Raw genomic sequence first — 22,088 nt, forward strand, 5'->3', positions numbered from 1 at the left:
CGCAAATAGTTGGGAATCTGTCGGGGCATTGATCGGGCCACGTACTGAAGTTTCGGAAATCATGCTTCGTCCGTGACCTGGGGTGATAAATGCTAAGCCATCCTCCTCGAAGGCGCACACTCATCGCGGTGGTATCCATCGCCACCTAGTATTCGAATCGTCACCCTTGTCGCTACACATTAGCTAGTCTTCGTAGTTTCTCAGACTCGTGTTCCGAATATGCGGCTTGGGCGAACAGTGCCGTTGGCGCGGTCAAATTTTGCCCATGGGCTTCTTCGGGCTTTCATCAAACCGGCAATTCGTGTGACCTAACGTGTCCACGCGATCACTGAACATCGGAACAGTAGTCTTGGTGAACGTACTTGTGGAGCAAAGGACATGTTTTGGCATTACACGACAGGGCGTCATGTCGACGCCATTTTTGAAAGCGGAAAACTGAAGCCCCAAACCCCGCGATGGGCACCAGGCGGAATGCCGGCGGTTTGGTTTTCGACCAACGATCAGTGGGAGCCAAGTGCCAACTGCGCGTTCGAGCGACCTTCGACGCGGCACCGTTTACTGGGCACGCGAGAAATGACGGACGTGCTTTGCGATGGGCTGTTTCGGATTTCCGTTCGCTCGAGCGTGGGTGTGATTACCTGGGGACAATACTGTAGCGAAGGCGAGCTCTCGGCCCGCAGTATCGAAGGTTGTCGCAGAGTTGCCGCGATCGAGGGATCACACCCTGGCCGATGGTTGGCCTGCTTGAGAGAGATACCCGCTGAGGAGTGGCTGCAAGTCGAACGCTGGTACGGCAGCCAGTGGGGCGTGATTGAAGGGGTGACCGAGATTCTTCCAAGTTGGAGTGAATCGGAATTTCAATTGCAAGCCGCTGGGTAGTGCCGAGCTTAAAGCTCTTTCACGGCGGTAACGATATCGAGTACCGCCTTTTTGCCGTCGGAGAAGAACATGAGTGTGTTCTCTGCGGCGAAGAGTGGATTCGGAATTTTGGCGAAGCCAGGGCTGAGGCTACGTTTGATGACAATCACCGTGCGGGCCTTGTCGACTTCAATAATGGGCATGCCGGCAATCGGGCTGTTCGGGTCGGTATTGGCCAGCGGATTCACAACGTCGTTGGCCCCGATAACGATGGCCACGTCGACCTGACCCATCGTGGGATTGATCTCATCCATTTCTTTCAGCTGATCGTAAGGGACGTCGGCTTCGGCCAAAAGGACGTTCATATGTCCTGGCATGCGACCAGCAACGGGGTGAATCGCATATTCAACGGTGACGCCTTTGTCTTTCAGCAGATTAGCCAAGTCGCGAACGGCGTGCTGGGCTTGAGCCACGGCCAAGCCGTAACCGGGCACGAATACCACGCGCTGGGCGTTGTCCAGGATCATGGCGATGTCATCGGCGGATGTGGAGCGAACGGTCGCGTAGAGTTCGTTGTCAGCGCCGGCCGGTCCACTGCCTGCCTGCATCGTGCCGAACAAGACATTGACCAGGGAGCGATTCATCGCCTTGCACATGATCTGTGTCAGGATAATCCCCGACGCCCCGACCAGCGATCCAGAGATGATCAGCACATTGTTGTCGATCACGAAGCCCGTTGCCGCGGCAGCCAGCCCCGAATAGCTATTCAAAAGGGCAATAACCACCGGCATGTCCGCCCCGCCGATCGGCATGACCAGCGTAAAGCCCAAGGCGGTAGCGCAAACGAAGACAAAGATAAAGGGCCAGCCCATGCCCGTGGACGCCATGGTCGCAACGAGAACCAAGAGCACAACCGCCAGCACGGCATTGAATGCTTGCGGGGCAGGGATAGGGAGTGGTTTCTCGAAGATGTCGAGCTCTTGCAGCTTTCCGAATGCGACAAGCGACCCCCAAAAGGTGACCGTGCCGATCAGTCCTGAAATCCCAATCGCCAACATGACGTCTACGGTTGCTTTCGCATCGGTGAGCCCTAGCAGTTCGGCGCTGGCTACAAAGACGGAAGCCCCGCCGCCGAGACCATTGAACAGGGCAACTAGCTGAGGCATTTGAGTCATCTCGACCTTTACGGCCAGGAAGACCCCAATCCCGCCACCAATCACCAGGCCAATCGCAATCAAAAGCCATCCTGCCCACGAGGCACCTCCGTCGGCGAAGATTAGGTAGGCCGTCACAACCACGGCGATCAGCATCGCCACGCTGCTAATAAGATTGCCGCGAACGGCCGTACGTGGATGGGCCATCATCTTCAAACCGAAGATGAACATGACGGCGGCAACCAGGTAAACCAGATTCACGATGATGTGGGAGTCGAGCACGGCTGCTCCTTCTTGTTGCTAAAATCCGACCACATTGGCACGTGCCCGCAATTGGGGCGTGCACTCCGACATCTCTTCTATCGCTTTTGGAACATCGACAGCATGCGGTGAGTCACCATGTAACCGCCAACCACATTGACCGTGGCCATGATGATGGCCAACAGGCCCAATGCCGATGCGAACCAGTTCGCACCCAAGGCTGTCGAGAGCAACGCACCAACAATCGAAATCCCGGAGATCGCGTTTGAGCCTGACATCAATGGAGTGTGCAGGGTCGGTGGCACCTTGGTGATAATCTCGAAGCCGACAAACACGGCCAGCACAAAGATCGTGATGCTGCCAACCAACGCCGTCCACTTCGTGTACTTGGGAGCGGCCTGGGCATCTTCTGTCTTGCTTGTTTCTTCGTCAGGTTCTTCGGCAGGTGGCTGCTTCGCGCTTTCTTCTTCAGGGGCTGGGGTGACCTTCTCCTGATCGGCTTCAGTCACCTCAGTACCGTCTTGGTCGCTCTGAGCGATCGACGTATTCAGGCCCAGGCTGCCCACAAATACGAGTGCCAGGCACAGGAAAATCAGGCTACGAATCACTGGGTTTCTCCTGTTCGGTGGATTCGGTGTTCGCTTCTGGTTCGGGAGGCGAAAGGGGAGGTAGCTCGAGCATCTCTCGCAAGCGGCTACTGACAACTTCCCCGTCGTTGGTGGCGATCGTACCTGCCACGATCTCGTCGTCCATGTTCACGTCAAGTTGCTTATCTTTCACCATGTTGAGCAGGAACTTGGTGATATTGTGCGAGAACATTTGGCTGGCGTGATTGGGGATTTCACTGGCCAGGTTTGTCGGACCGAGGATTGTGATTCCGTCGAAGTGCACCGTCTGGTCTGGTTCACTCGGTTCGATGTTTCCACCTCGCTCGGCGGCCAAGTCGATGGCAACGCTGCCGGGGGCCATCCGACGGATACCCTCGGAGGTGACAAGCAGCGGAGACTTTCGTCCGGGGATCGCGGCCGTTGTGATGACAACGTCGCTTTCCGAACAAATCTCGCCCATGAATTCCCGTTGTTTCGTGTAGAACTCTTCGCCAAGATCTTTGGCGTAGCCACCTTTGTCCTGGGTTCCCTCGGCTTCAAGTTGAAGCTGAGCGCACTTGGCTCCGAGGCTTTCGATCTGTTCCTTGGCCTCTGGTCGAACATCGTAGGCCGTGACGACCGCGCCAAGTCGTTTGGCGGTGGCGATCGCTTGCAGGCCGGCCACGCCTGCCCCGATGACAAACACACGGGCTGGCGAAAGTGTGCCTGCGGCGGTCATCAGCATTGGGTACATCTTCGGCAGGTGAATGGCCGCCAGCAGGACGGCCCGATAACCGGCGATCGTTGCCTGCGAAGACAGGACATCCATGCTCTGGGCACGGGTGATTCGGGGAATCATCTCCAGGGCGAAGAGCTTGACTTGCTTGGAAGCGACCTCTTGAATCGCTGGCAAATTCCCCAGCGGGTCTGCCATGCCGATGACAATCTGGCCAGGCTTCATGGTGTCGAGATCGGCTTTGCCTGCTTCGGTGTTGGCCCCGTAGCTACGGACCTGGAAGATAACGTCTGCCTTTTCGAAGGCTTCCTGGCGGCTTTCGATCAGCTCGGCACCTTTGTCGACATACTGCTGGTCGGGAAATCCAGCCGCGGTGCCAGCACCTTTTTCGATAAGAACAGTCGCTCCGGCCTTGGTGAGATTAGGGACAGAGCCTGGAACCAAGGCAACACGCTGTTCGCCTGGGAAGTTTTCGCGCAAGACGGCAACTATCATGGTCGGCCTTTCTCGGGAGCACTTGGTGTCAATCAACGATCCGTCATTGCCAAGCCCAGATGGCACTGTTATATCACCTCAGGCTTGCGGCATTCCGCTAGGCGCGAGCGTCAGACAAGGATTGTCCCACACTCCCCGGGCGTTGTGAACCCTGAGATTGTTCAAGTGGGTGAGAGATAGCTGCCAAGTGAGAAGTTCTTAGCATTAGCGAAGATAGATGTCATCCTGCTCCGTCTCGTTGCTGTTCTGAACGCGGACGCGACTGGGGACTACCCAACTTCCGCATGCATTTTCTTAATCCGGTCCCTTGTGGGGTTTCACCGACCACGGTAAGATACGTGTTTCTAATTTCCCACAGGATGCCGACAGTAAGTGTAAGGCCTTTTGGGGACTTAGTTTACGAAAGCCACGCGGTTTTTGTGGTTCGAGCCACCCAGCGTATGTGCAGGATGCCGGCTTGAGCCCCAGTAGTGAAATTAACAAAACGATGACGACCAAAACTTATCAAGCCAAACCAGGACAAGTCGAGCAGAAATGGTGGCTCGTCGACGGCGAAGATCAAATCGTCGGGCGTTTGGCCAGCGACATCGCCGTGCGTCTGATGGGTAAGCACCGCCCGACCTACACCCCGCACGTCGATACCGGCGACTTCGTCATTGTCGTCAATGCTGAAAAGGTGAAATTCACCGGCAGCAAGTGGGAACAGAAGCGTTACACCTGGTACACCGGTTACACGCGTCAGCGTAGCGAATCGGCCGAAGAACGATTGGAAGCGCATCCCGATCAGATTCTTCGTGAAGCCGTTCGTCGTATGCTTCCCAAGAACAAGCTGGCCACCAAGATGCTCGAGAAGCTGAAGATCTTCGTGGGCCCCGAACACAATCACCAAGCTCAAAACCCGGAAAAGCTGGAAGGCCTGGGTCAGGTTCGCCAGAAGAAGCGTAAGTAGTTCCAGCTGCCGAAGGTGTGATTCACCTTAGGTTTTTCCGATTTCCCCCAATCCATCTGGTCAAGAGTTAGCAAGTTATGTCGACTGCGGATCCTCAAACCGAAGACGTGCAAAACGAAGGCACCGAAGCCACTGCCGTAGAAACCACGACAACCGAAACGGTTGAAGCTACGCCAGCACCTGTGACGCACGTTGTTAAGACTGACCCCAAGACGGGCGAACACCTCGGCACCGGTCGTCGCAAGTCGAGCGTTGCTCGCGTTCGCGTCAAAGCTGGTAGCGGCAAGGTCGTGATCAACGATCGCGAACTGAAGGAATACTTCCCGCACGAACAAGACCAGAACGCCGTCATGGCTCCGATCTGCGACAGCGGATACGAAGGCAAGATTGACGTCCGTATTCTGGTTACTGGTGGCGGTCCAACCGGTCAGTCGGGTGCTTGCCGTATGGGCCTTGGCCGTGCTCTTCTGAGCATGGACGCCGACGTCGGTCACCAATTGAAGGACAATGGCCACCTGACGCGTGACAGCCGTATGAAGGAACGTAAGAAGTACGGTCTGCACGGTGCCCGTCGTGGTACTCAGTTCTCGAAGCGTTAATCGCCGAGACTACAATTCAAAACAATTGGAAAGAGCCTTCGTCTTCGGACGGAGGCTCTTTTTTGCGTGCGCAGCGGTACTCGGTACCTATTCGAACGAGAGGTGGTTCACGTATGCCCACGAGGATTCACTGTACGGAGGCGGAGTCGTATGGTCACGAATTCGAGCCCACGGAGCTTCGTTTTGCAGAAGAATCCGATACCGAAATCCGGCTCTTCGACGAGTGGCATCTTTCAGGCCATTGGATCTTCTCACCTCCGCTGATTCCGTATGTGCCTGAGGAAGAGATCGTATCCAGGCTGCAACAATGTCCTCAGTGCCAGGGCGTCATCTGTGTCAGTGAACCAGGGTTTACCTACTGCACCAGATGCATCGGTCTGATCTGCGTGAGCGAGCAGTTAGAGATCCTACAACCTTCGTCATATGGGCTTCAGTGCCCCCAGTGTCTTGGCCATCTCGAGGAAGATGACTTTGATAGCTGGGAAGTCGGTATCTTGTGCTGCCACTTATGTGGCAATGTGATGGACTGGAAGCACTTGAGTCCCGATGGATTGCAAGTTCTTACGCCAGGCGAAGAGGTGTTCTGGCCACTGGATACCGATCTCTACGCCGTCTAGTCGGAGCTAGAATGACTCGACGGTTCAGAAAAGGGGTCAGGTCTCTTTTTGCTCTCCGGACGACAATGCTTTCACCTTAGCCAAGAATATGTCATCGATTTCCGTTCCTACAGTCTGATGGTCACCAGAGAGTGTAAACCTTTTCTTCAACTTAATTAGATCTCCCTTCTCATCCACGAATACAACTGAACCAAAGGAAAACATCTCTCGGTTCCCAGACATTTTTTCGATCGCAACTCCATTCCCTTTTGGATCAACGTACCTCATTTTGGAATTGTCATCTCGATAAATGCACAGCATCTCCCCTCTACACCGCCCATTCTCCTGTAGGACAGAATATACAGCGATTCCGCGCCAGACTTCACCTTTAACCCTGGCTTCACAGATTCTGAAGATATGTTCATGTGCCATTTGCGGGACGTTGCGACTACATCCGCACACTACACAACCAAATAATAACGAAAGTGTTGCAATAGTCAGTAAGTTACTCATACCATTCTGGGATAAGAAAAGGGGTCAGGACTCTTTTTCTGCCTATTCCTTGATTTCGTTGCCGTGCATGATACAACGGCCAGATGCCCAGATCCAAACGTATCTGCCCTGCTGGCGATGTCTTTCATGTTTTGAACCGCTCGGTCGCTCGGCTGGCGTTGTTTGAAAAGCCGGAGGACTACGACGCGTTCGTGCAGGTTGTGCGGGAAACGTGGGAGATCGTTCCGCTCCCCATTTTCGCCATGGTGGTGATGCCCAATCATTGGCACTTTGTGGTTCGCCCACAGACGGACGATCAACTCAGCGAGTTTTTCCGGCGGATGTCTCTCACGCATACCATGCGGTGGCATGCCCACTTCGGGACCAGCGGGACCGGGCACCTCTACCAAGGACGTTTCAAGTCCTTTCCCATTCAGTCGGACGAGCACCTGTTGACGGTGCTACGGTATGTCGAACGTAACCCGGTCAAGGCACGCCTGTGCAGCGAAGCCGAATCTTGGCGGTGGAGTTCGGCCTGGCAGCGCTCTCAGCCAAAACGTCAGCGGGAACCGTGGCTCGTCTATCCGGTCGACCCGCCGCTACCACGCCGGTGGCGAACGTGGGTCAATACGCCCCAAACCGAAGCCGAGATTACGGCCGTAGCCCAGTCCATTCAGCGTGGCAAGCCGTTTGGATCGTCGCAGTGGACCGTCGAAAACGCCAGTCGCTGGAACTTGGAACAGACGCTTAGAAATCGTGGCCGCCCGAGAAAAGAGACCTGACCCCTTTTCTTCTCTGGGATAAGAAAAGGGGGCAGGTCTCTTTTTGCTCTTGAAAGCAGGTAACCTATGATCTCCAATCCGTATCGTCCACCAAACGATGGTACCCAGAAGAAGAATCATCTAAATGAGATAAGCCGGAATCAAAGATCATTGACTTCGAGTATTCAAATTGGACTAGCGTTATACCTGACGCGTCTGGTTTTTGTTCTCGAGTCAGAAAAGGGGTCAGGTCTCTTTTCTTCCTTAGACCGGAGTAGAATCAATGACATACTGGAAAGCCTTAAAACGAGCGTTGTCGGATTATTTTGAAAGTGGTAACGGCTATAAAGAAGAATTCGCACGTCATCTCCATTGGGAAATAAGTGAGCTTGACGAAGTCGTGGACTGTGACAATGTGCCAGACTATGACGTCGGCAAACAATTAGAGTCACTTCTAATTGGCTCCATTAACTCTCACGCGACCCTCCAAGGACCGTCTGGATTGAGGCCGGGTGCGTACAGGATTTACCCTCGCCCCGGACAAACCGGACCGGTTACGTCAATGTTTGTATCCAACGACGGGGAAATCGAATTCCGGCCTAAAGTACTATTACCCAATGACCTATTTAAGAAATACATGGTAATTCGAAATCTAGAAGCTGAGATAACTGCTATTCGATAGATTCCTTGCGAAGACCATGAGGTGGATAAGAAAAGATAAGAAAAGGATAAGAAAAGGGGCCAGGTCTCTTTTCTTCTCTCTACTTCAAGCAAGCGCACTAATGTCTAGTTGCGAATCGAACTTTTCCTGCCGTTTCTCGCCAAATAAAAAGTTCAAAGAATCTCGCCAAAACGCCTGCACATGAGTACACCAGGCTGGTATACCTAGGAAAGACGGCGGGAAGATTCCCGCGAACGTAACACTCTTGCAGCCGACAAGCGAAGCGTATTCTTTCATCGCTTGTGACCGACACTGCCCAGCAATCTGCCAGGGCGTGCCAGCCCGATGCCTGCGTCATGACGCAGATGCCGCGCGCTCCGTGTTTGCTAAACCAATTTCTGCGCGTGCCCTCGTGCGCGCCGACCACATTTATGGAAAGGTCTTTAACCTATGTCCCACGCTCACCCAACCCCGCAGCAGCCCACCCCGGACGATCGCAATGGTCTTCCCAAGGGGGCGATTGCCGAACGCATGCGAAAAGTCGTTGACGACCTCAAGGAAGAACTTCAACGGAAGCAGCTGGAAATCGAACGTCTCGAGCGCGAGCTGGCGGCTCGGCAAACGCCGGAAGTGTCCCCAGGGCCAAAACATCGTGATCGCTCGCAGGTTACTCAGCAGCCGGCGCCCCCAGCTCCGCCGGCTGCTAATGAACCAGCTTCCGGTGATGCCAATCAGGCCATGCCTGGGGAAGAATATCGTCGGCCGCCGGCACCTCGTTTTATGGTCGATGGAGCGGGCGCGTGCTTGCGGCGCGAGACCTCATTCCTCGCGCTTCGCCCCAATACGGTCGATGTCGATGCGATACCTATCCACACACCAAGCGAAACGCTGCCAGACCCTTGTCCCACGGAAACTCAATCGCAGCCGTGTGCGCCGTTACCTACCAGAGACGACTCCCCTGAGATGCAGCGGAGCCCAGAGCAATATTGCAACCAGGCTAACTCGTCTCGACAAAGCCAGTGCGTGAGGCGGTCGCCAGATCGTCCAGCCAGGCTTCAACCAACGTCGCGATGTTCGCATTGGCATCGAGCTGAATCTCCGCCTCGGCGCAGCGTTCCAGACACGCCGCGGCTCCGTCCAGACCAGCCGGAATGGCCATCACGACCGAACGAATCTCCGGTTCCGTCGAGGCTTCTTCCGTGCCCAGCTTCGTCAGATAGACCAACTGATTCCGATAAAAGTCGGCGGCCAGTTCGATCAGGTGAGACAGGGCCTCGCGTTTTTTCGGGGCATCATCTCCCATCTTGGTGAGATAGTCGGAAACGTCCTTGGCCATCTGCACGCTGTGAAAATCACGCTTCGCGAGCGTCGATAGTAGGACTTCCGCAATCCCCTGCAGGCCTTCGTCACGCAATTGATCGGCTCGGGCCAGGCTGCCTTTGCTTTGTTGGGCGAGCTTGTCCGCTTCGGGCTTGTCGGTCACCCACTGAAGCTCCAGGAGGAGGTTCGAGACGATCTCATCTGGCAGCGGCGCGAAGCGAATGATCTGGCAGCGAGAGCGAATCGTGGGCAGTTGTCGCTGTTCGCTCTGACTGATCAGGATGATTACGCTATCGACCGGGGGTTCTTCGAGTGTCTTGAGCAGGCAGTTGGCACCTTCCTGGTTCAGGTCGTCCGCATCGTCCAGGATGGCCACTTTGCGCTGGCCGCGGAAAGGACGCATGGCAATGTCGTGACAAAGCCCCGATTCCATGCGGTGTTGCCCATCGCCGATCAAGAGTTCCACCGGGATACGGGTCTTGTCTTTCGGCTTGGAAACGGTCAAGAGATCGGGATGGGTCAGGGCATCGACCTGTTTGCAGTCCTCGCAGTTTCCGCACGGATGCATGTGATAGGCCGGCACATTCTGGCAGAGCAGGGTCTTGGCCAGCATCAGCGCGAATTTGCGTTTGCCGATTGCAGCAGGGCCAACGAACAGGAACGTGCTGGCCAGTCGGTTCTTGGAAAGGGCCGTAGCGAACATCTCTCGGATGCGATCGTGCCCTAGCACGTCGTCCCAGTTCATTTCGCTAACTCCTTAAGCCGCAGGGAAACGGCCTCGCGGATGGCCGTTTGAATGGTATCGATCTCCTGGGTCGCATCGATGACCGAGACGTGCGGATAGATTTCGGCCTCTTTGAGGAATCCTTCCCGCACACGGTGCATGAACGCAACGCCCTTGGCTTCCATGCGATCCAGGTTCTTGCCCAGTCGCGGGAAGGCGATGTCTTCCGGCAGGTCAAGCAGGATCGTTAGGTCAGGCATTACGCGATCGACGGTTACTTTGCCGACGTTGCGTACGTCTTCCAGTTCGAGCCCCGATGCATAGCCTTGATAGGCGATGTTGGCCAAGAGGTAGCGATCGCACAGGACCGTTTTGCCCGAGGCAATCGCAGGGCGAATGATATCATCGACCAACTGAGCCCGGGCAGCCATGTACAACAGCATCTCGGTCCGCGGGTGCAGTTCCAGTTCCTTGCGATGTAGCAGAAGGTCGCGAACTCGCTCACCGGCTTCGGTGGTGCCAGGGTCGCGGCAGAGGACGACATCGTGTCCGTTTTCCTTCAACCACTGCGTCAGCAGGTCTCGCTGTGTCGATTTGCCGGCCCCATCGATACCATCAAATGAGATGAAAAGGGGGCGATTTGTTTGCGAATTGGTCATGGCTAGGATTGTACGGGACGGTCCGTGCCCGGCAAAGCATAGCGACGCAACTTGCCTAATCCTCGTGCGAGGGGGAAGGGGGGACCGGATCGTCGTAATTCTCTAAGATCTTCCGGGCATGGTTGGCAATCAGTTCCTTCAATGATTCTGGCTGAATGACCCTCGCTCGACTGCCGTAGCCGAGGATCCACCAGCTGATCTCGCGAATACCGCTGACTTTCACCTCGAAATCGATGCTACCGTCTTCGTTCCAGTGGATCTCTTGGGTCTTGTGCCACTGCACTTCGGCCACGTTTTGAGCGACCAGCGGATCGAAGCGGACGATGATGTGCTGATCGGGACCTGGCTCGGGGATCATGTGCCAGGCATTTCTGAGGAAGCGGTCGACCTGGAAGTTCTGAGGGATCTCGAAGAGCTCGTCGAGGATTTCGATCTGTTCGATGCGGTTGACCTTGAAGGTTCGCACCGCCCGATGGATCGAACTTCGGCCGATGACGTACCAGCTGTGTCGGCTGAACAGGAGCTTGTAGGGCGAAAGCTTGGTTTGGATGACGTCCCCGTCAAAGATACTACGGTACTTGATGCGTACGTTTTGGCGATGTCCGGAGGCGTCGACCAGCGATTGGTAGGCTGACTGGGCTTCTTCCGGTTGATGGACCGGGTTGAGTTTGATCTCGACCGAACTAGAGATCTCGCGGAGCTGCCGCTTCATGTGTTCGGGCAGGCTGTTCTCAAGCTTCGTAGCTGCCCGTCGAGCTGAAGAGTAGTAGGGAAGTCCGGTACCGTCGCCCAGTTCATGACAAAGGACCATGACCGAGAGGGCTTCTTCCGAACTGAGATTCGTGGGAGCGAGGAAGTAGGTTTCCGGAATGTGGAAGCGTTGCCCATTCGAATCGAAAGCGAGCGGCACGCCGGCCGCTCGCAGTGTTTCCAGGTCTCGAAAGATGGTACGACGACTCACGCCGCACGCATCGGCCATCGAGTTAACGTTTTGCGGCCTGCCACCCTGAAGCAGTTGCAGTAGTTTGAGCAGGCGTTGGATTTTGGCCAGATTCATGAGAGACCGATTTCACGGCCCGTCGCGACGTCGGCTTGGCAGCAGGCGTCGGTTGCGGGGCAGTTTTCGTTTGACGAACTTCCGAAACCAGTTCGTTCAGCCCCAGTTTATTCCAATCGAGTTCGCTTTTCGATTGGGCTGGTTTGCTGGCGACCTTGGTTTGGGTTGGTGGCTCAAGGCTGACCGCGTCGAGCGAGGTTGGTATCTTGGCCGGAGTTGGCGTTCCGATCACTTCACCTTCGGTTGGGGCATCCCCTTCGTAGATGATCGTGCCTTCTTCCACATGGCCGTGGCTGATGCCGCCTTGGGGCACGCTGCCTCGGCTGATTACGCCAGGTCGGGTGTAGCCGTAGTCGACGTAGTGGCTGGCCGAGCGGCGTCGGGCATGACCCTTCGCATCGAAGTAAGCCTTTTCTGGCCATGGTCCTTCAGCAAGGAACACGCCGTTGTAGTCGAGCAAGCTACCCTTTCGCAGGTGGACGTCTTTGATCGCGATGTTGTACTCGATCAGGGCCTGGAAGTAGGCGATCTGAGCGTCGCTACGACGTCGCTGGGCGTCGAGCAAGAGGTCGAGCGTCACGGTGCCGGCATCGTAAGCGGCTTGCACCGAGTCGACTTCCTTGTCAGCCGCGATCAAGCGGTTCAGGTTCGTCTGCACCAGGCTGTAGTTCGAGTCGAGGTCGCGGATGGTGTCGGTCAACAGGTGGGAGACTTCCAGTTCCATGTCTTCCATGACGGCCTTCTCGCGAGCGATCTGCAACTGAACGTTTCGCACGCCGGCCAGTTCCTGGCGGAAGCCGATCGGCATCGAGAATTCCAAGCCCAGTGTGTATTCCTGGTAGTTGCCTTCGGTCAGCACGTCCCAGGCTTTACTGTTGATCTCGTTGAAGTTCTTGCCGTCGCGGTTACCGCTGATGAGCTCGTCGCCCAAGCCAAGGAAGCGATACAGGGCAACTGCATCCAACTGTGGCAGAAGCTGGTTACGAGCGGTGATCATTTCGATCTCTCGCTGCTTGATACGCCATGCCTGACGACGCAGTTCTGGGCTACGCGAGAGGGCTTCGTCGTGAATCTCGAACCAGTCGAATGCAACCCAAGCATCGGTTGGTTCCGAAGTTGGACGAATCAGGCGACCATCGGTTGCCGAGAGGCCCATGAAGTAGCGAAGGCTACCTTCAGCTTTATAAAGGTCACGCAGAGCACCTTCGGTACGGCTGCGGAACTCGAAGTATTGTTGGCGTGCCTGGGCTTCCTTTTCGGCTTCACCCCCTTCGGCACCGTTGACCATCAACGCGTGAACACGACGCCAGGTGACCAGGGCACTGTCGCGACCTGTCTTGGCGGCTTCCAGGTTGTGGTAGGCGAAGTAGAGCTGCCAGTACGATTCTTCTACGTCCGATACTAGGTTGCGGATATTGGTTTCAAAGTCGGAAAGGCTGACGTCTTCTCGAATACGGGCCAGCATCACGTTGACGCGGTTGACCTGAACGCCACTTCCACGAAGAAGCGGATGACGTGCTTCCATTTCCACATTGGCCAACCACGAGCTCGGATAGATCAGGCTGCCGCGGTTGTTGTAGTCATACGTATTGTTTTGACGCAGGAACCACTGAGTACCGGTTGCCGCTTTCTTGGTCAGCTCGACGTTGGCGGTTGCCAGGTTCTGGCCGAACTGAGAAAGGAAGAACGGGTTGCCGGTAGCAAAGTTCTGGGGACGATCGATTCGATCCCAGTTAAAGCTGGCGTTCAGCTGAGCATCGAATTCGCTCAAGGCTCCTTCAACACCGAATTGAGGATCGGACGAAACGAGTGCCGGATCGTAGATCGTAGGCGTCGCATCGTTACGCGTGATCAGATTGGTCGGGATCGCTTGCGAGGTCAGCGTCGTGCCCGGAATGACCCGAAACACGGCATTGCCACCCGCGGTGCGAATCGCCTTACTGTTCTTCAGCGAGTTGGCTACCGCTTCCTCAAGGCTTAGATTCCAAATCCTCGACTCATCCATTTCAAATGGGTCGGAGATTGTGAATGGAGCCTCGGTGTTATCTACCTCGTAGAGGCGGCAGTGATCGACATCGGGGTATTCGATGTCGGTTGCCTTATCGAGGTAGAGGCTCAAATCGCCCGACTCTTTGAAGTAAAACGGTTGAGTCGGTTGGCAACCGGTCAAAATCACGGTGCCAATGAGCACGAGCATCCAGGCTTGATGGAACTGGGTTTTCATGGGATACCGAGTCCTGATGCGTAGCGTGCACGTCCTTGTGCACGACACTTCGGAAGAAGTAAATCGCTGGTAGTTTGATGACCTGCCGACCTTCGTGGTCAGCATGATCAATTCGTTTGTCTCGGCCCCCCCGGGCCTGAGTCTGCTCGTCCCGGTACGCACGCGCACTAGAATGAGAAAACTCAGTACAAGGGTTATCGTCGTCCTAACCGGCAAACTTTGAGAAAACTTCGCGACCCGCAAAGTTTTACTTCTTGAGGCTATCACTGATAGCAATTTTCAGGTGGCAAACGCGATGGAAACTGCGGAACAATTGATGCAGCATGCAGGCGAATTGCTCGAGATTCTCGAGAAAGGACAGCCTTTTGCGCCCGATGACCTGACCGACCTGGTTCATCACGTCGAGATGTTCTGTGATCACTATCCTGCTAGCGAAGAAGTGCCCCGCAAGGTGGCTCGTATGCTGACCGAACTGGTGCCAGCATTGGATGCAGTCAGCCAAAACTACGCAGAAGCGGACGCAAATCGCATTCAAGAGGCCGCTGGAGCACTGTTTGTTGTGATGCTGGAGAAGCTCTAGCGCCTAACAAAAAGACTCGGCCAGTATGAAACGGTAACCGAGTCTTCTATTCATTCTCTTTATGTGTCTGAGGTCAGGCCCAAAGGATTTCCACGGGGTACCACTGTCCTGGGGCAAGTTGAAAGATAATGCGATCACCATCGACTTGGCATTTCGAGATACGATTGCCATGAAAGTCGCAGAGGTGGGCTTCAGCGACTTTACGAAAGCAGCGTAAAGCGCCTTTCGCATTGCGGCCTTCGGTTTCCAGGATCTTGGTTTTACAGCCAATTAACTCGCCGCTCTCGTCGGTCAGCGATTCCACGCTCGTCAGGATCACGTTTTTGGCTTCCAGGTGAAACATCCAAGAGGAATTGCCTGGTGCTGGCATCGAAGCCGTTTCAAACACAGGCTCCGGCTGATACATGAAGTCGCGCGCCGCTGGCAACGAGTAGGGTAAGTCGAGCCCGATCCCGAGGTGGAACTTGCGCTGAGATTCTCCGTGCGGAATCAGAATGGTATCGAGCATGTGCCCGTGGTTGCGCAGATGGAAGGGAATGCCGGCCGTTAACAGCGTGGTCTTTCCGTGCGAAGCATTGATCTCCACATAATTGGAAGCTTCGATGCGTCGGCCGCTGCAGCGCGTGCGGACCCACTGCACATCATGATAGGTCAGAGCCGTTTCATCGCCCCAGGCCAAGCGGCAGCAGTAATGCGAGTCCCATGGGAGTGACTTCGGATCGACCTGCGGTTCAATCTCGATATCGATTTCCAGCACGCGTGAGGCTCGCCACAAGCGGTAAGTCTGCTTGTAGGTGGCCATCACTTCGTTTTCTTCCCCAATAATATTGCCCTGGGTATAGATCTCACCCATGGCCGGAGAGCTTGTGGCTGGATCGATTTGGGTGACCCGCATTTGGCTGTAGATAGCTGTGGCATCGGGACCGAGATACCGTTCGCCGGTTGCTTGCTTCTTGCCTGGCATTCGCAGTGATAGCTGCTGCGACAGGCGGTTGCCCCGTGTTTTGTAGTCGTAGATCGACTTGATGCCGCCTGTTTCCGGGTGGATATGTACTTCCATGAACTCGTTACGCAGAACATGCCCATCGAGCAGGGCCTTTTGCTTGCCAGATCCGCCTTTGGCATCTCCTGTGATCCAGGCATATCCGCAACCCGGCACATCAATCGCGGCGAATTTTCGTTTGCTATCATGACCGCTGGCAATTACCGGTTCGCCGCTGGCGGGCAGATCGGCGAGTTCCGAGAGAAAGACGCCACGCGTGCTCACCGAGTTCAGCGTGTTAATGCTGAGGTAACTGTGTTGTGCCGTCTGCTCGGTTCGCGGAAGCGCGGCCGCGAGATCTCGACTTGCGGAAGCCACGAAGTTCTCGACGACTTCGGTTTGATCGTGGCCTGGATTGGCTGGGTCTTGAAGCGAACGCTGCAGCGATTGATCTGAATCAGAAGCTTTTGAGCCAGACATCAATTCGGCAAACGCCCGAAGCTTCTCCGCTGCTTCCAACTGGGCATTGAATCGCTCGCGCTGGGCATGCTGCGAGACAGGCCCTTCCTGCCGGCGGACGATCGACTGCTTGAGCCAAGGTGTTCGATAGTCCTCCGGCTTGAAGTTCCCGTGGTAAGTCGCCGTGTCGGTCTCTTCGAAGTAGTGGTCGACGGTGACGAACTCGCCCAAGCTATTGCCGTAGCGGGCAATCGTCTTCAAGTCTTCGTACCAGGGAGAAGTCAACTGCGGCCAATGGGCGAATGCGAGCGTGGCGACGTGCTCACCATCCATCGCCTCGCCGAGCTTGGAGAAAAGAGACAGGAAGGTCTCTGGCTTGGTGGCATCAAGCGGAAACTTTGCCAGGGCATCAACCGTCGATCCATCGACTCCTTCCCAGCATGCTTTCCCTTGATTGCTGACCGGCAGCTTACCTTCATCAAGGGTTGCATGGATTGCGCCGACGTACCCAAGGCCGCGAAGGATTTGCGGAAGAAAAGCCGTCATGCCAAATCGTCGACGACCAAATACCTTGGGCGAGGCACCGAATGCTTGTTGGTAGGCGTCGTGACCACGCTTGAAGTTTGCTAGCACGGACTCGGGATCGAGCAAATTCAGAGGGCCTTCGATCCACTCCCCTCCGACGATACCAAGCTGCTTGTCGGCAATCTTGCTAGCAATCGCTTCCTTAAGCTCAGCATGGTCGTCTGCGATCTTTTGGGCCAGAGCTCCTGACATCCAAAGGTTGGTCGGTATTTGGCCTTGGACTTCCGCTAGCAGCGAACCGTTAAGCGTCGACTCGGCGACCAAGGTGAAGTCGAGCAGGCTTGCGTCGACTGAATAATATTGGTTCCGCTCTTCCATCAGGACGTCGAAACAGGCCTGGAGGCATTGAATCGCCTCCTCTTCGTTGCCTTCGGCGGCCGCTTTAGCGGCTTCAATCGTCTTATTCTCGAAGTAGATCTCGTCCAGGCTGCTCGAATAACGCATCTGTCGGGTCAAAAGCTCAACCTGCAAGTAGCAGTAGCCCAGGGCATAGAAGTCAGATGCCAGTTTGGTGGCCACTTCATGGACTTCGCCGATGCGGTCGAGCAGTCGGCCTGCGATCTCCTGGCGATCGGTCAAACCCTTGACGAGTATCGCCCCAGATTCCTTGGCACGCTGTGAAAAGCCAGCTGGTAGATCTGCTTTGCAGATCGAAGGAATGAGCAGGGCCAGGCCTTCCAGGTTTTCCGGCGGAGAGTCCACCCGGTGCCACTGGGGGTTTTTCCCGGCCGAAGCTAAGAATGCGGGGTGCCACATGGCCGTCCAGTTCGCCAGGAGGCTTTGGGCTTCGTCCCCGGTGTGGTAGGTGGGAAAGTCTTCGAAGCTATGGCAAGGAAGCAGAATCGCAATTTCCTGAATCATTGTCCGTCGGCCTGAATGGAGGGGATGGGGCGATTGAACGCAAGTAATTACCAAATAATAAGTTATAGGGTATACTTAACCAGCGTCCGAAGGCCAGGGTGGACCTTATTATTGGGGGCCTGGCCACGTTTTGGGAGCAGGGAAGAGGGGGAGCAGCAAAATTTGGCACCGAACCAGATCCCCACAGCGGGGAGGTTAAGTGTGTCCTATCTTGTTGCAATATAGTGGTTTACATAAAAGAGTGGAAATCGCAAATTCGTTGACATTCTGGAGAAGTTCACACTAGAATGAGGATGTTGGCCAATCGATGCGGAAGATCTTCATCGCATTGGTAACACACCCTTCTCCTTTAGTTTGCTTGTCTTAAAACCTGCGATCTGCGGAGCGTGCTTCTACGTTGGATGAAATTGCCGGATAGTTTCTAGCTGTTTCTTGCCAACCTGGACCACATGCGACGTAGAGATTGCTGTGAGGAACAGAGATGGCTGTTGGTAAAGCCGTTTGGGGCATCGACATCGGTCAAAGTGCGCTCAAGGCCCTCAAGTGCCGAATGCACGAAGACGGATTCTGGATGGTCGCCGAAGCGTTCGACTTCATCGAATACCCAAATCCTTTGAATCAGGCTGGGGCCGGTTCGGAAGGATTGATTAAGGATGCGTTACGCGAGTTCCTTTCGCGAAATGATATCCGCAACGATGCGATCAGTATTTCCGTTCCAGGTCAGGCTGGTCTTGCGCGTTTCTTTAAAGCGCCTCCGGTCGAAGCCAAACGCATCGCAGACATTGTTAAGTACGAAGCCAAGCAGCAAATCCCCTTCCCGTTGGAAGACGTGATCTGGGATTACCAGCCGATGCCTGGTTCGCACGAAGAAGAAGGCATCTCGCTCGAAACCGAGATCGGTATCTTCGCGATGAAGCGCGATCAGATCTTCCGATCGCTTCAGCCCTATCTCGATACGGGTATCGACGTTGATATTGTCCAGCTGACCCCGATCAGCTTGTACAACTTTGTCGCCAACGATCAGTTGACGATTAATCCGCTCAAAGAAGAGTACGATCCGGCGAATCAGCCCAATTCGTACGTGATTGTCTCGATGGGTACCGAAACAACCGACTTGGTGATTACCAACGGTTTTCGTGTGTGGCAACGTAGTTTGCCCATCGGCGGTAACCACTTCACCAAGCAGTTGACCAAAGAACTCAAACTGACCTTCGCCAAGGCCGAGCATCTCAAACGCCACGCTTCCGAGGCCGAGAATGCCAAGCTCGTCTTCCAGGCGATGCGTCCGGTGTTCAACGATCTGGTTACCGAAATCCAACGTTCGATTGGGTTCTTCCAGACCTTGGATCGTAAGGCCAAGATTTCGCGGATCATTCCGATTGGTAACGGTATGAAGTTGCCTGGTTTGGTTCCTTACCTTGGCAAGAACCTGGGCTACGACGTTGTTGAACTGGACGGCTATCAAAAGCTGACCGGAACGGATGTGACTTCCGCTCCGAGCTTCCGCGAAAACATGTTGTCGTTCGCAACGTGCTACGGCTTGTGTCTGCAAGGACTGAAGAAGTCGGCTCTGCGGACCAACCTCTTGCCGCAGGAAATCCTAATCGACCGAATTGTTCGGCAGAAGAAGCCGTGGGCGGTTGCCGCGGTGGCCAGTCTGCTGTTGGCATGTGCGTTGAACTTCGGCTTCCATTGGCAGGCCTACAATTCCGCTCACATTCCTGAATTTGACGATGCACTTCGCAAGGTTGCTATCGTCGAATCGACCAGCCAGGGATACAAGTCGACTGATTCCCAGTTGATGACCGAAAAAGAAAACCTGGAGATGATCGGGCGTTACGTCGTCGGTAATGAAGAGAACCGTCGGCTGTGGCCTGAACTGATGAAAGCCATTACGGCGTCGTTGCCTACCGATCCTGATCTGGCGCCTGGCCGAGTTTCGGAAAAGCCGATTGATCAGCGGCCTGACCTGCAGATCGAAGCGATCGAGTCGCAGTATTTCCCTGACCTCTCGATGTGGTATACCGATGCCGTCAAAACGAAATATGCGGTCACGCTTGAAAATCGAAAAGCCATTCTGCGTCGTCTAGAAGATGGTGAGGAAGCTTCGCCAGCGATCGATGAAGATCTTGCCGAAGAAGCCGCTACGGAAGCCGCAGCCGCCGCGGGTACTGCTCCTGTTGAGGATGCAGGCTCGACCGCCGGTACCGCAGCCGAAGAAGAGGCCGACGTCGACCTGATGGAAATCGAAGGCGAGGCCGATCCAGAAGACGAACTGGCTGGCCCAGAAGCCGAAGAAAGTGGTTGGGTCGTTCAGATTACTGGTTATCACTTCCACAACAGCTCGGCCGCTCGTGAAAATATGGGTGCCCAGTACGTGCGTAATACCCTGATCGATCAACTCGACCGGGGAAGTGTGGAACTGATTAACGAGAACAACGAGCCTGAGGTTGTTTCGATGAAAGAACTCGGCATTTCTCATCCCATCATTGCGATGGACGAGGTGCCAAGAACAGTTCAGATTCCGAATCCAAAATACGATCCACCGGCCCTAGGCAGTGGTATGGCGGACGAATATGGCGGTGCCTACGGGATGAATCCCGAAGAGGCGGTTGATCCCAGCAAGATCGAGCCAGCCATGATTCAAGCCAAAGTTTATCGATTCACGGTTCAATTCTGTTGGCGTGAGTCACCTCTCTCGAAGCGAGAGGAAGCACGCCGTGCTGCGGAACTTGCCGAAGCGGAAGCGAATGCCGCGAATGCGGAAATGGAGAACTTCTAAGCCATGGATAAACTACGACCAGCTATCGCGTTTTTAAAGAAGTATTACTTCTGGGTTTTCGCTCTCGTGGTGCTACTGGTTGGCATCGGCGGATGGTACATGTCGACCTCCACGCTGGATCAAGAGTACCAGGCACGAAGCCAGGAAATTGATACTCGCTTGAACTCAGCTCGGCAAATTGCCAGTACGGCGAATCATCCCAATACGCAGTACGAAGAAGAAATGCAGACTTGGTTGACGCAATATCGCGACGATATTGACCAGGCCTGGCAAAAGAAATGGGAAGCGCAGAAGAGCGTTCTGACTTGGCCTGCGGAATTGAATGTTGGCGGTTCGGATTTCACCGATATCGTCAACGGTATTCTCTTGGGTCGTCCCATCGAAGCTCTCACGGAGGAAGACAAGCCAATGTCGACCAACAAGCGAGAGCTTTACCGTGACTACATTAAGGAAGAACTACCAAAACTCGCCGAAATCATCCACGCCCGCTGGTCTCCATCTGGCAATGGTACAGGCGGTGGCGGGCAATTCGGTATCGAGGCCTTTGATGGCGGAGCAGGTTTTGAAGGTGGCGGAATTTCTGGCATGGCCGGACTTGGCGGTCGCAATCCTAACACCGTTGAGAAGCCACCGCTGGTGATGTGGAATCCATCCAACCAAGCCAATATTCAGTCCAAGAGTTTTGATTGGTCTGGTAGCAATGCCAGTCAGGGTATTGGAGGAATGGACGGACCAGGTGGTAGCGGTGGTGCTACCGGTGCTGGTGGCCGTAACGTGCCGACGACGAAGGAAGTTCTCTACGCTCAAGAAAACCTGTGGGTGCTGCGGAACATCATGAATGTCATCGCCAAGACCAACGGCGATATTAGCAGCCCTCACCAGGCCACTATCAAGGCAATCGACACGATCGAGTTCGGTCGTGAAGTTATGCCGATTCGCTCCAAGGTTGTCATTCCACGTTCTCCTCTGGCCGCAGGCACGGATGAGTTCGGAATGGAGAGTGGAATGATGGATGACCCCTATGGCGATCCCAGCATGATGGATGAAGGGATGGGCATGGGTATGGAAGGCATGGGTATGGGCCCCGATGGCATGCCGCTGGATGGCATGGAGATGGACCCAGGCGATCTTCGTTATGTCGATAAAGACTACAAGAAGCTGATGGTCGAAGACTTGAAAGCCGCCACCACGGAGCCAACTTCCGAGAATTACTACCTTTCGGTCGCCAAGCGATTGCCGGTTCGTATGCGATTCATTATGGACCAGCGTGAAATCGACAAACTGCTGGTGGAATGCGGCAATGCCGATCTCATGATCGAAGTTCGCCAAGTCCGTATTAACCCACAGACATCTGGTGTCGGTGGCATGGATGGTGGCATGGGCGGTTCCGGAATGGGCGGTCCTGGCATGAGCGACTTCGGCATGTCCGGCATGTCCGGAATGGGTGGCATCGGTGGCGGCATGGAAATGGGCGGTATGGAAATGGGCGGCATGGGCCGTGGCGGCCAAAGCGGCGATGGCGTTGATCAAGCCGAGAAGATCTTCGATGCTCCCGTCGAGATCTACGGCATCATTTACATTTACAATCCAGTGAATCGTGACCTGTTGTGGCCTGAAGGGTCGCGACCAGTTGACGACGAGTCGACGGCGGATGATACCGCGACGGAAACCGCAAGCGTGACTGCAACCACTCGGTAAGCAGGCAT

At 55.0% G+C, this 22,088-nt stretch carries 16 protein-coding genes; 8 read left to right on the forward strand and 8 right to left on the reverse strand.

Annotation, left to right across the window (positions count from 1 at the left end; genetic code table 11):
• Positions 1–378: 378 nt before the first annotated feature.
• Positions 379–879, forward strand: a complete 501-nt coding sequence (locus PSR63_RS17800) for a hypothetical protein (RefSeq protein WP_274327024.1) — start codon at positions 379–381, stop codon at positions 877–879.
• An 8-nt stretch (positions 880–887) separates the two neighbouring features.
• Here PSR63_RS17800 and PSR63_RS17805 read toward each other — a convergent pair whose 3' ends face one another.
• From PSR63_RS17805 to PSR63_RS17815, 3 genes are all read right to left on the reverse strand, one after another.
• Positions 888–2,294 carry an NAD(P)(+) transhydrogenase (Re/Si-specific) subunit beta gene (locus tag PSR63_RS17805; protein WP_274327025.1) on the reverse strand — a complete coding sequence of 469 codons (1,407 nt, stop codon included), beginning with the start codon at positions 2,292–2,294 and terminating at the stop codon, positions 888–890.
• Positions 2,295–2,371: 77 nt separating this feature from the next.
• A complete protein-coding gene (locus PSR63_RS17810; RefSeq protein WP_274327026.1) occupies positions 2,372–2,881 on the reverse strand; it encodes an NAD(P) transhydrogenase subunit alpha in 510 nt (169 codons plus the stop codon).
• A complete protein-coding gene (locus PSR63_RS17815) occupies positions 2,871–4,091 on the reverse strand; it encodes an NAD(P) transhydrogenase subunit alpha (RefSeq protein WP_274327027.1) in 1,221 nt (406 codons plus the stop codon). Before PSR63_RS17815 ends, PSR63_RS17810 begins: the two co-directional genes overlap by 11 nt.
• A gap of 487 nt (positions 4,092–4,578) precedes the next feature.
• On the opposite strand from PSR63_RS17815, the gene rplM reads away from it, so the two are divergent.
• From rplM to PSR63_RS17835, 4 genes are all read left to right on the forward strand, one after another.
• On the forward strand, positions 4,579–5,040 hold the full coding sequence (gene rplM / locus PSR63_RS17820; protein ID WP_105349861.1) for a 50S ribosomal protein L13: 462 nt from the start codon (positions 4,579–4,581) through the stop codon (positions 5,038–5,040).
• 77 nt (positions 5,041–5,117) lie between these two features.
• Positions 5,118–5,639: a 30S ribosomal protein S9 gene (rpsI, locus tag PSR63_RS17825; protein WP_274327028.1), complete on the forward strand. Its 522-nt coding sequence runs from the start codon at positions 5,118–5,120 to the stop codon at positions 5,637–5,639.
• 113 nt (positions 5,640–5,752) lie between these two features.
• Positions 5,753–6,256 (forward strand): hypothetical protein, encoded by a 504-nt coding sequence (locus PSR63_RS17830; protein WP_274327029.1) that lies wholly within the window; start codon positions 5,753–5,755, stop codon positions 6,254–6,256.
• Positions 6,257–6,831: 575 nt separating this feature from the next.
• Positions 6,832–7,509 carry a transposase gene (locus PSR63_RS17835; protein WP_274327030.1) on the forward strand — a complete coding sequence of 226 codons (678 nt, stop codon included), beginning with the start codon at positions 6,832–6,834 and terminating at the stop codon, positions 7,507–7,509.
• A gap of 1,637 nt (positions 7,510–9,146) precedes the next feature.
• Here the strand turns inward: PSR63_RS17835 and PSR63_RS17840 are convergent.
• Genes PSR63_RS17840 through PSR63_RS17855 form a run of 4 tightly spaced genes read right to left on the reverse strand, consistent with a single transcriptional unit; the run spans position 9,147 to position 14,133 of the window.
• Positions 9,147–10,214, reverse strand: a complete 1,068-nt coding sequence (locus PSR63_RS17840; protein ID WP_274327031.1) for a DNA polymerase III subunit — start codon at positions 10,212–10,214, stop codon at positions 9,147–9,149.
• Entirely contained in the window at positions 10,211–10,852 is a 642-nt protein-coding gene (gene tmk, locus PSR63_RS17845; RefSeq protein ID WP_274327032.1) for a dTMP kinase, read from the reverse strand. The genes PSR63_RS17840 and tmk overlap by 4 nt, the downstream gene beginning before the upstream one ends.
• A gap of 55 nt (positions 10,853–10,907) precedes the next feature.
• Complete coding sequence (locus PSR63_RS17850; protein WP_274327033.1) at positions 10,908–11,909, reverse strand: helix-turn-helix transcriptional regulator; 1,002 nt, start codon at positions 11,907–11,909, stop codon at positions 10,908–10,910.
• Positions 11,836–14,133 (reverse strand): TolC family protein, encoded by a 2,298-nt coding sequence (locus tag PSR63_RS17855; RefSeq protein ID WP_274327034.1) that lies wholly within the window; start codon positions 14,131–14,133, stop codon positions 11,836–11,838. Before PSR63_RS17855 ends, PSR63_RS17850 begins: the two co-directional genes overlap by 74 nt.
• A gap of 295 nt (positions 14,134–14,428) precedes the next feature.
• Between PSR63_RS17855 and PSR63_RS17860 the strand changes: the two genes are divergently transcribed.
• Positions 14,429–14,713, forward strand: coding sequence for a hypothetical protein (locus PSR63_RS17860; protein WP_274327035.1), 285 nt, complete (start codon positions 14,429–14,431; stop codon positions 14,711–14,713).
• A 73-nt stretch (positions 14,714–14,786) separates the two neighbouring features.
• On the opposite strand, the gene PSR63_RS17865 is transcribed toward PSR63_RS17860, so the two are convergent.
• Positions 14,787–17,600 carry a hypothetical protein gene (locus PSR63_RS17865; RefSeq protein WP_274327036.1) on the reverse strand — a complete coding sequence of 938 codons (2,814 nt, stop codon included), beginning with the start codon at positions 17,598–17,600 and terminating at the stop codon, positions 14,787–14,789.
• Positions 17,601–18,081: 481 nt separating this feature from the next.
• Here PSR63_RS17865 and pilM point away from each other — a divergent pair, with 481 nt between their 5' ends.
• Entirely contained in the window at positions 18,082–20,382 is a 2,301-nt protein-coding gene (gene pilM, locus PSR63_RS17870; RefSeq protein WP_274327037.1) for a pilus assembly protein PilM, read from the forward strand.
• A gap of 3 nt (positions 20,383–20,385) precedes the next feature.
• On the forward strand, positions 20,386–22,080 hold the full coding sequence (locus PSR63_RS17875; protein WP_274327038.1) for a hypothetical protein: 1,695 nt from the start codon (positions 20,386–20,388) through the stop codon (positions 22,078–22,080).
• The last annotated feature ends 8 nt before the right edge of the window (positions 22,081–22,088 follow it).

This window comes from Bremerella sp. P1 (genome assembly GCF_028748185.1).
In the GTDB taxonomy this organism is placed as follows: domain Bacteria; phylum Planctomycetota; class Planctomycetia; order Pirellulales; family Pirellulaceae; genus Bremerella.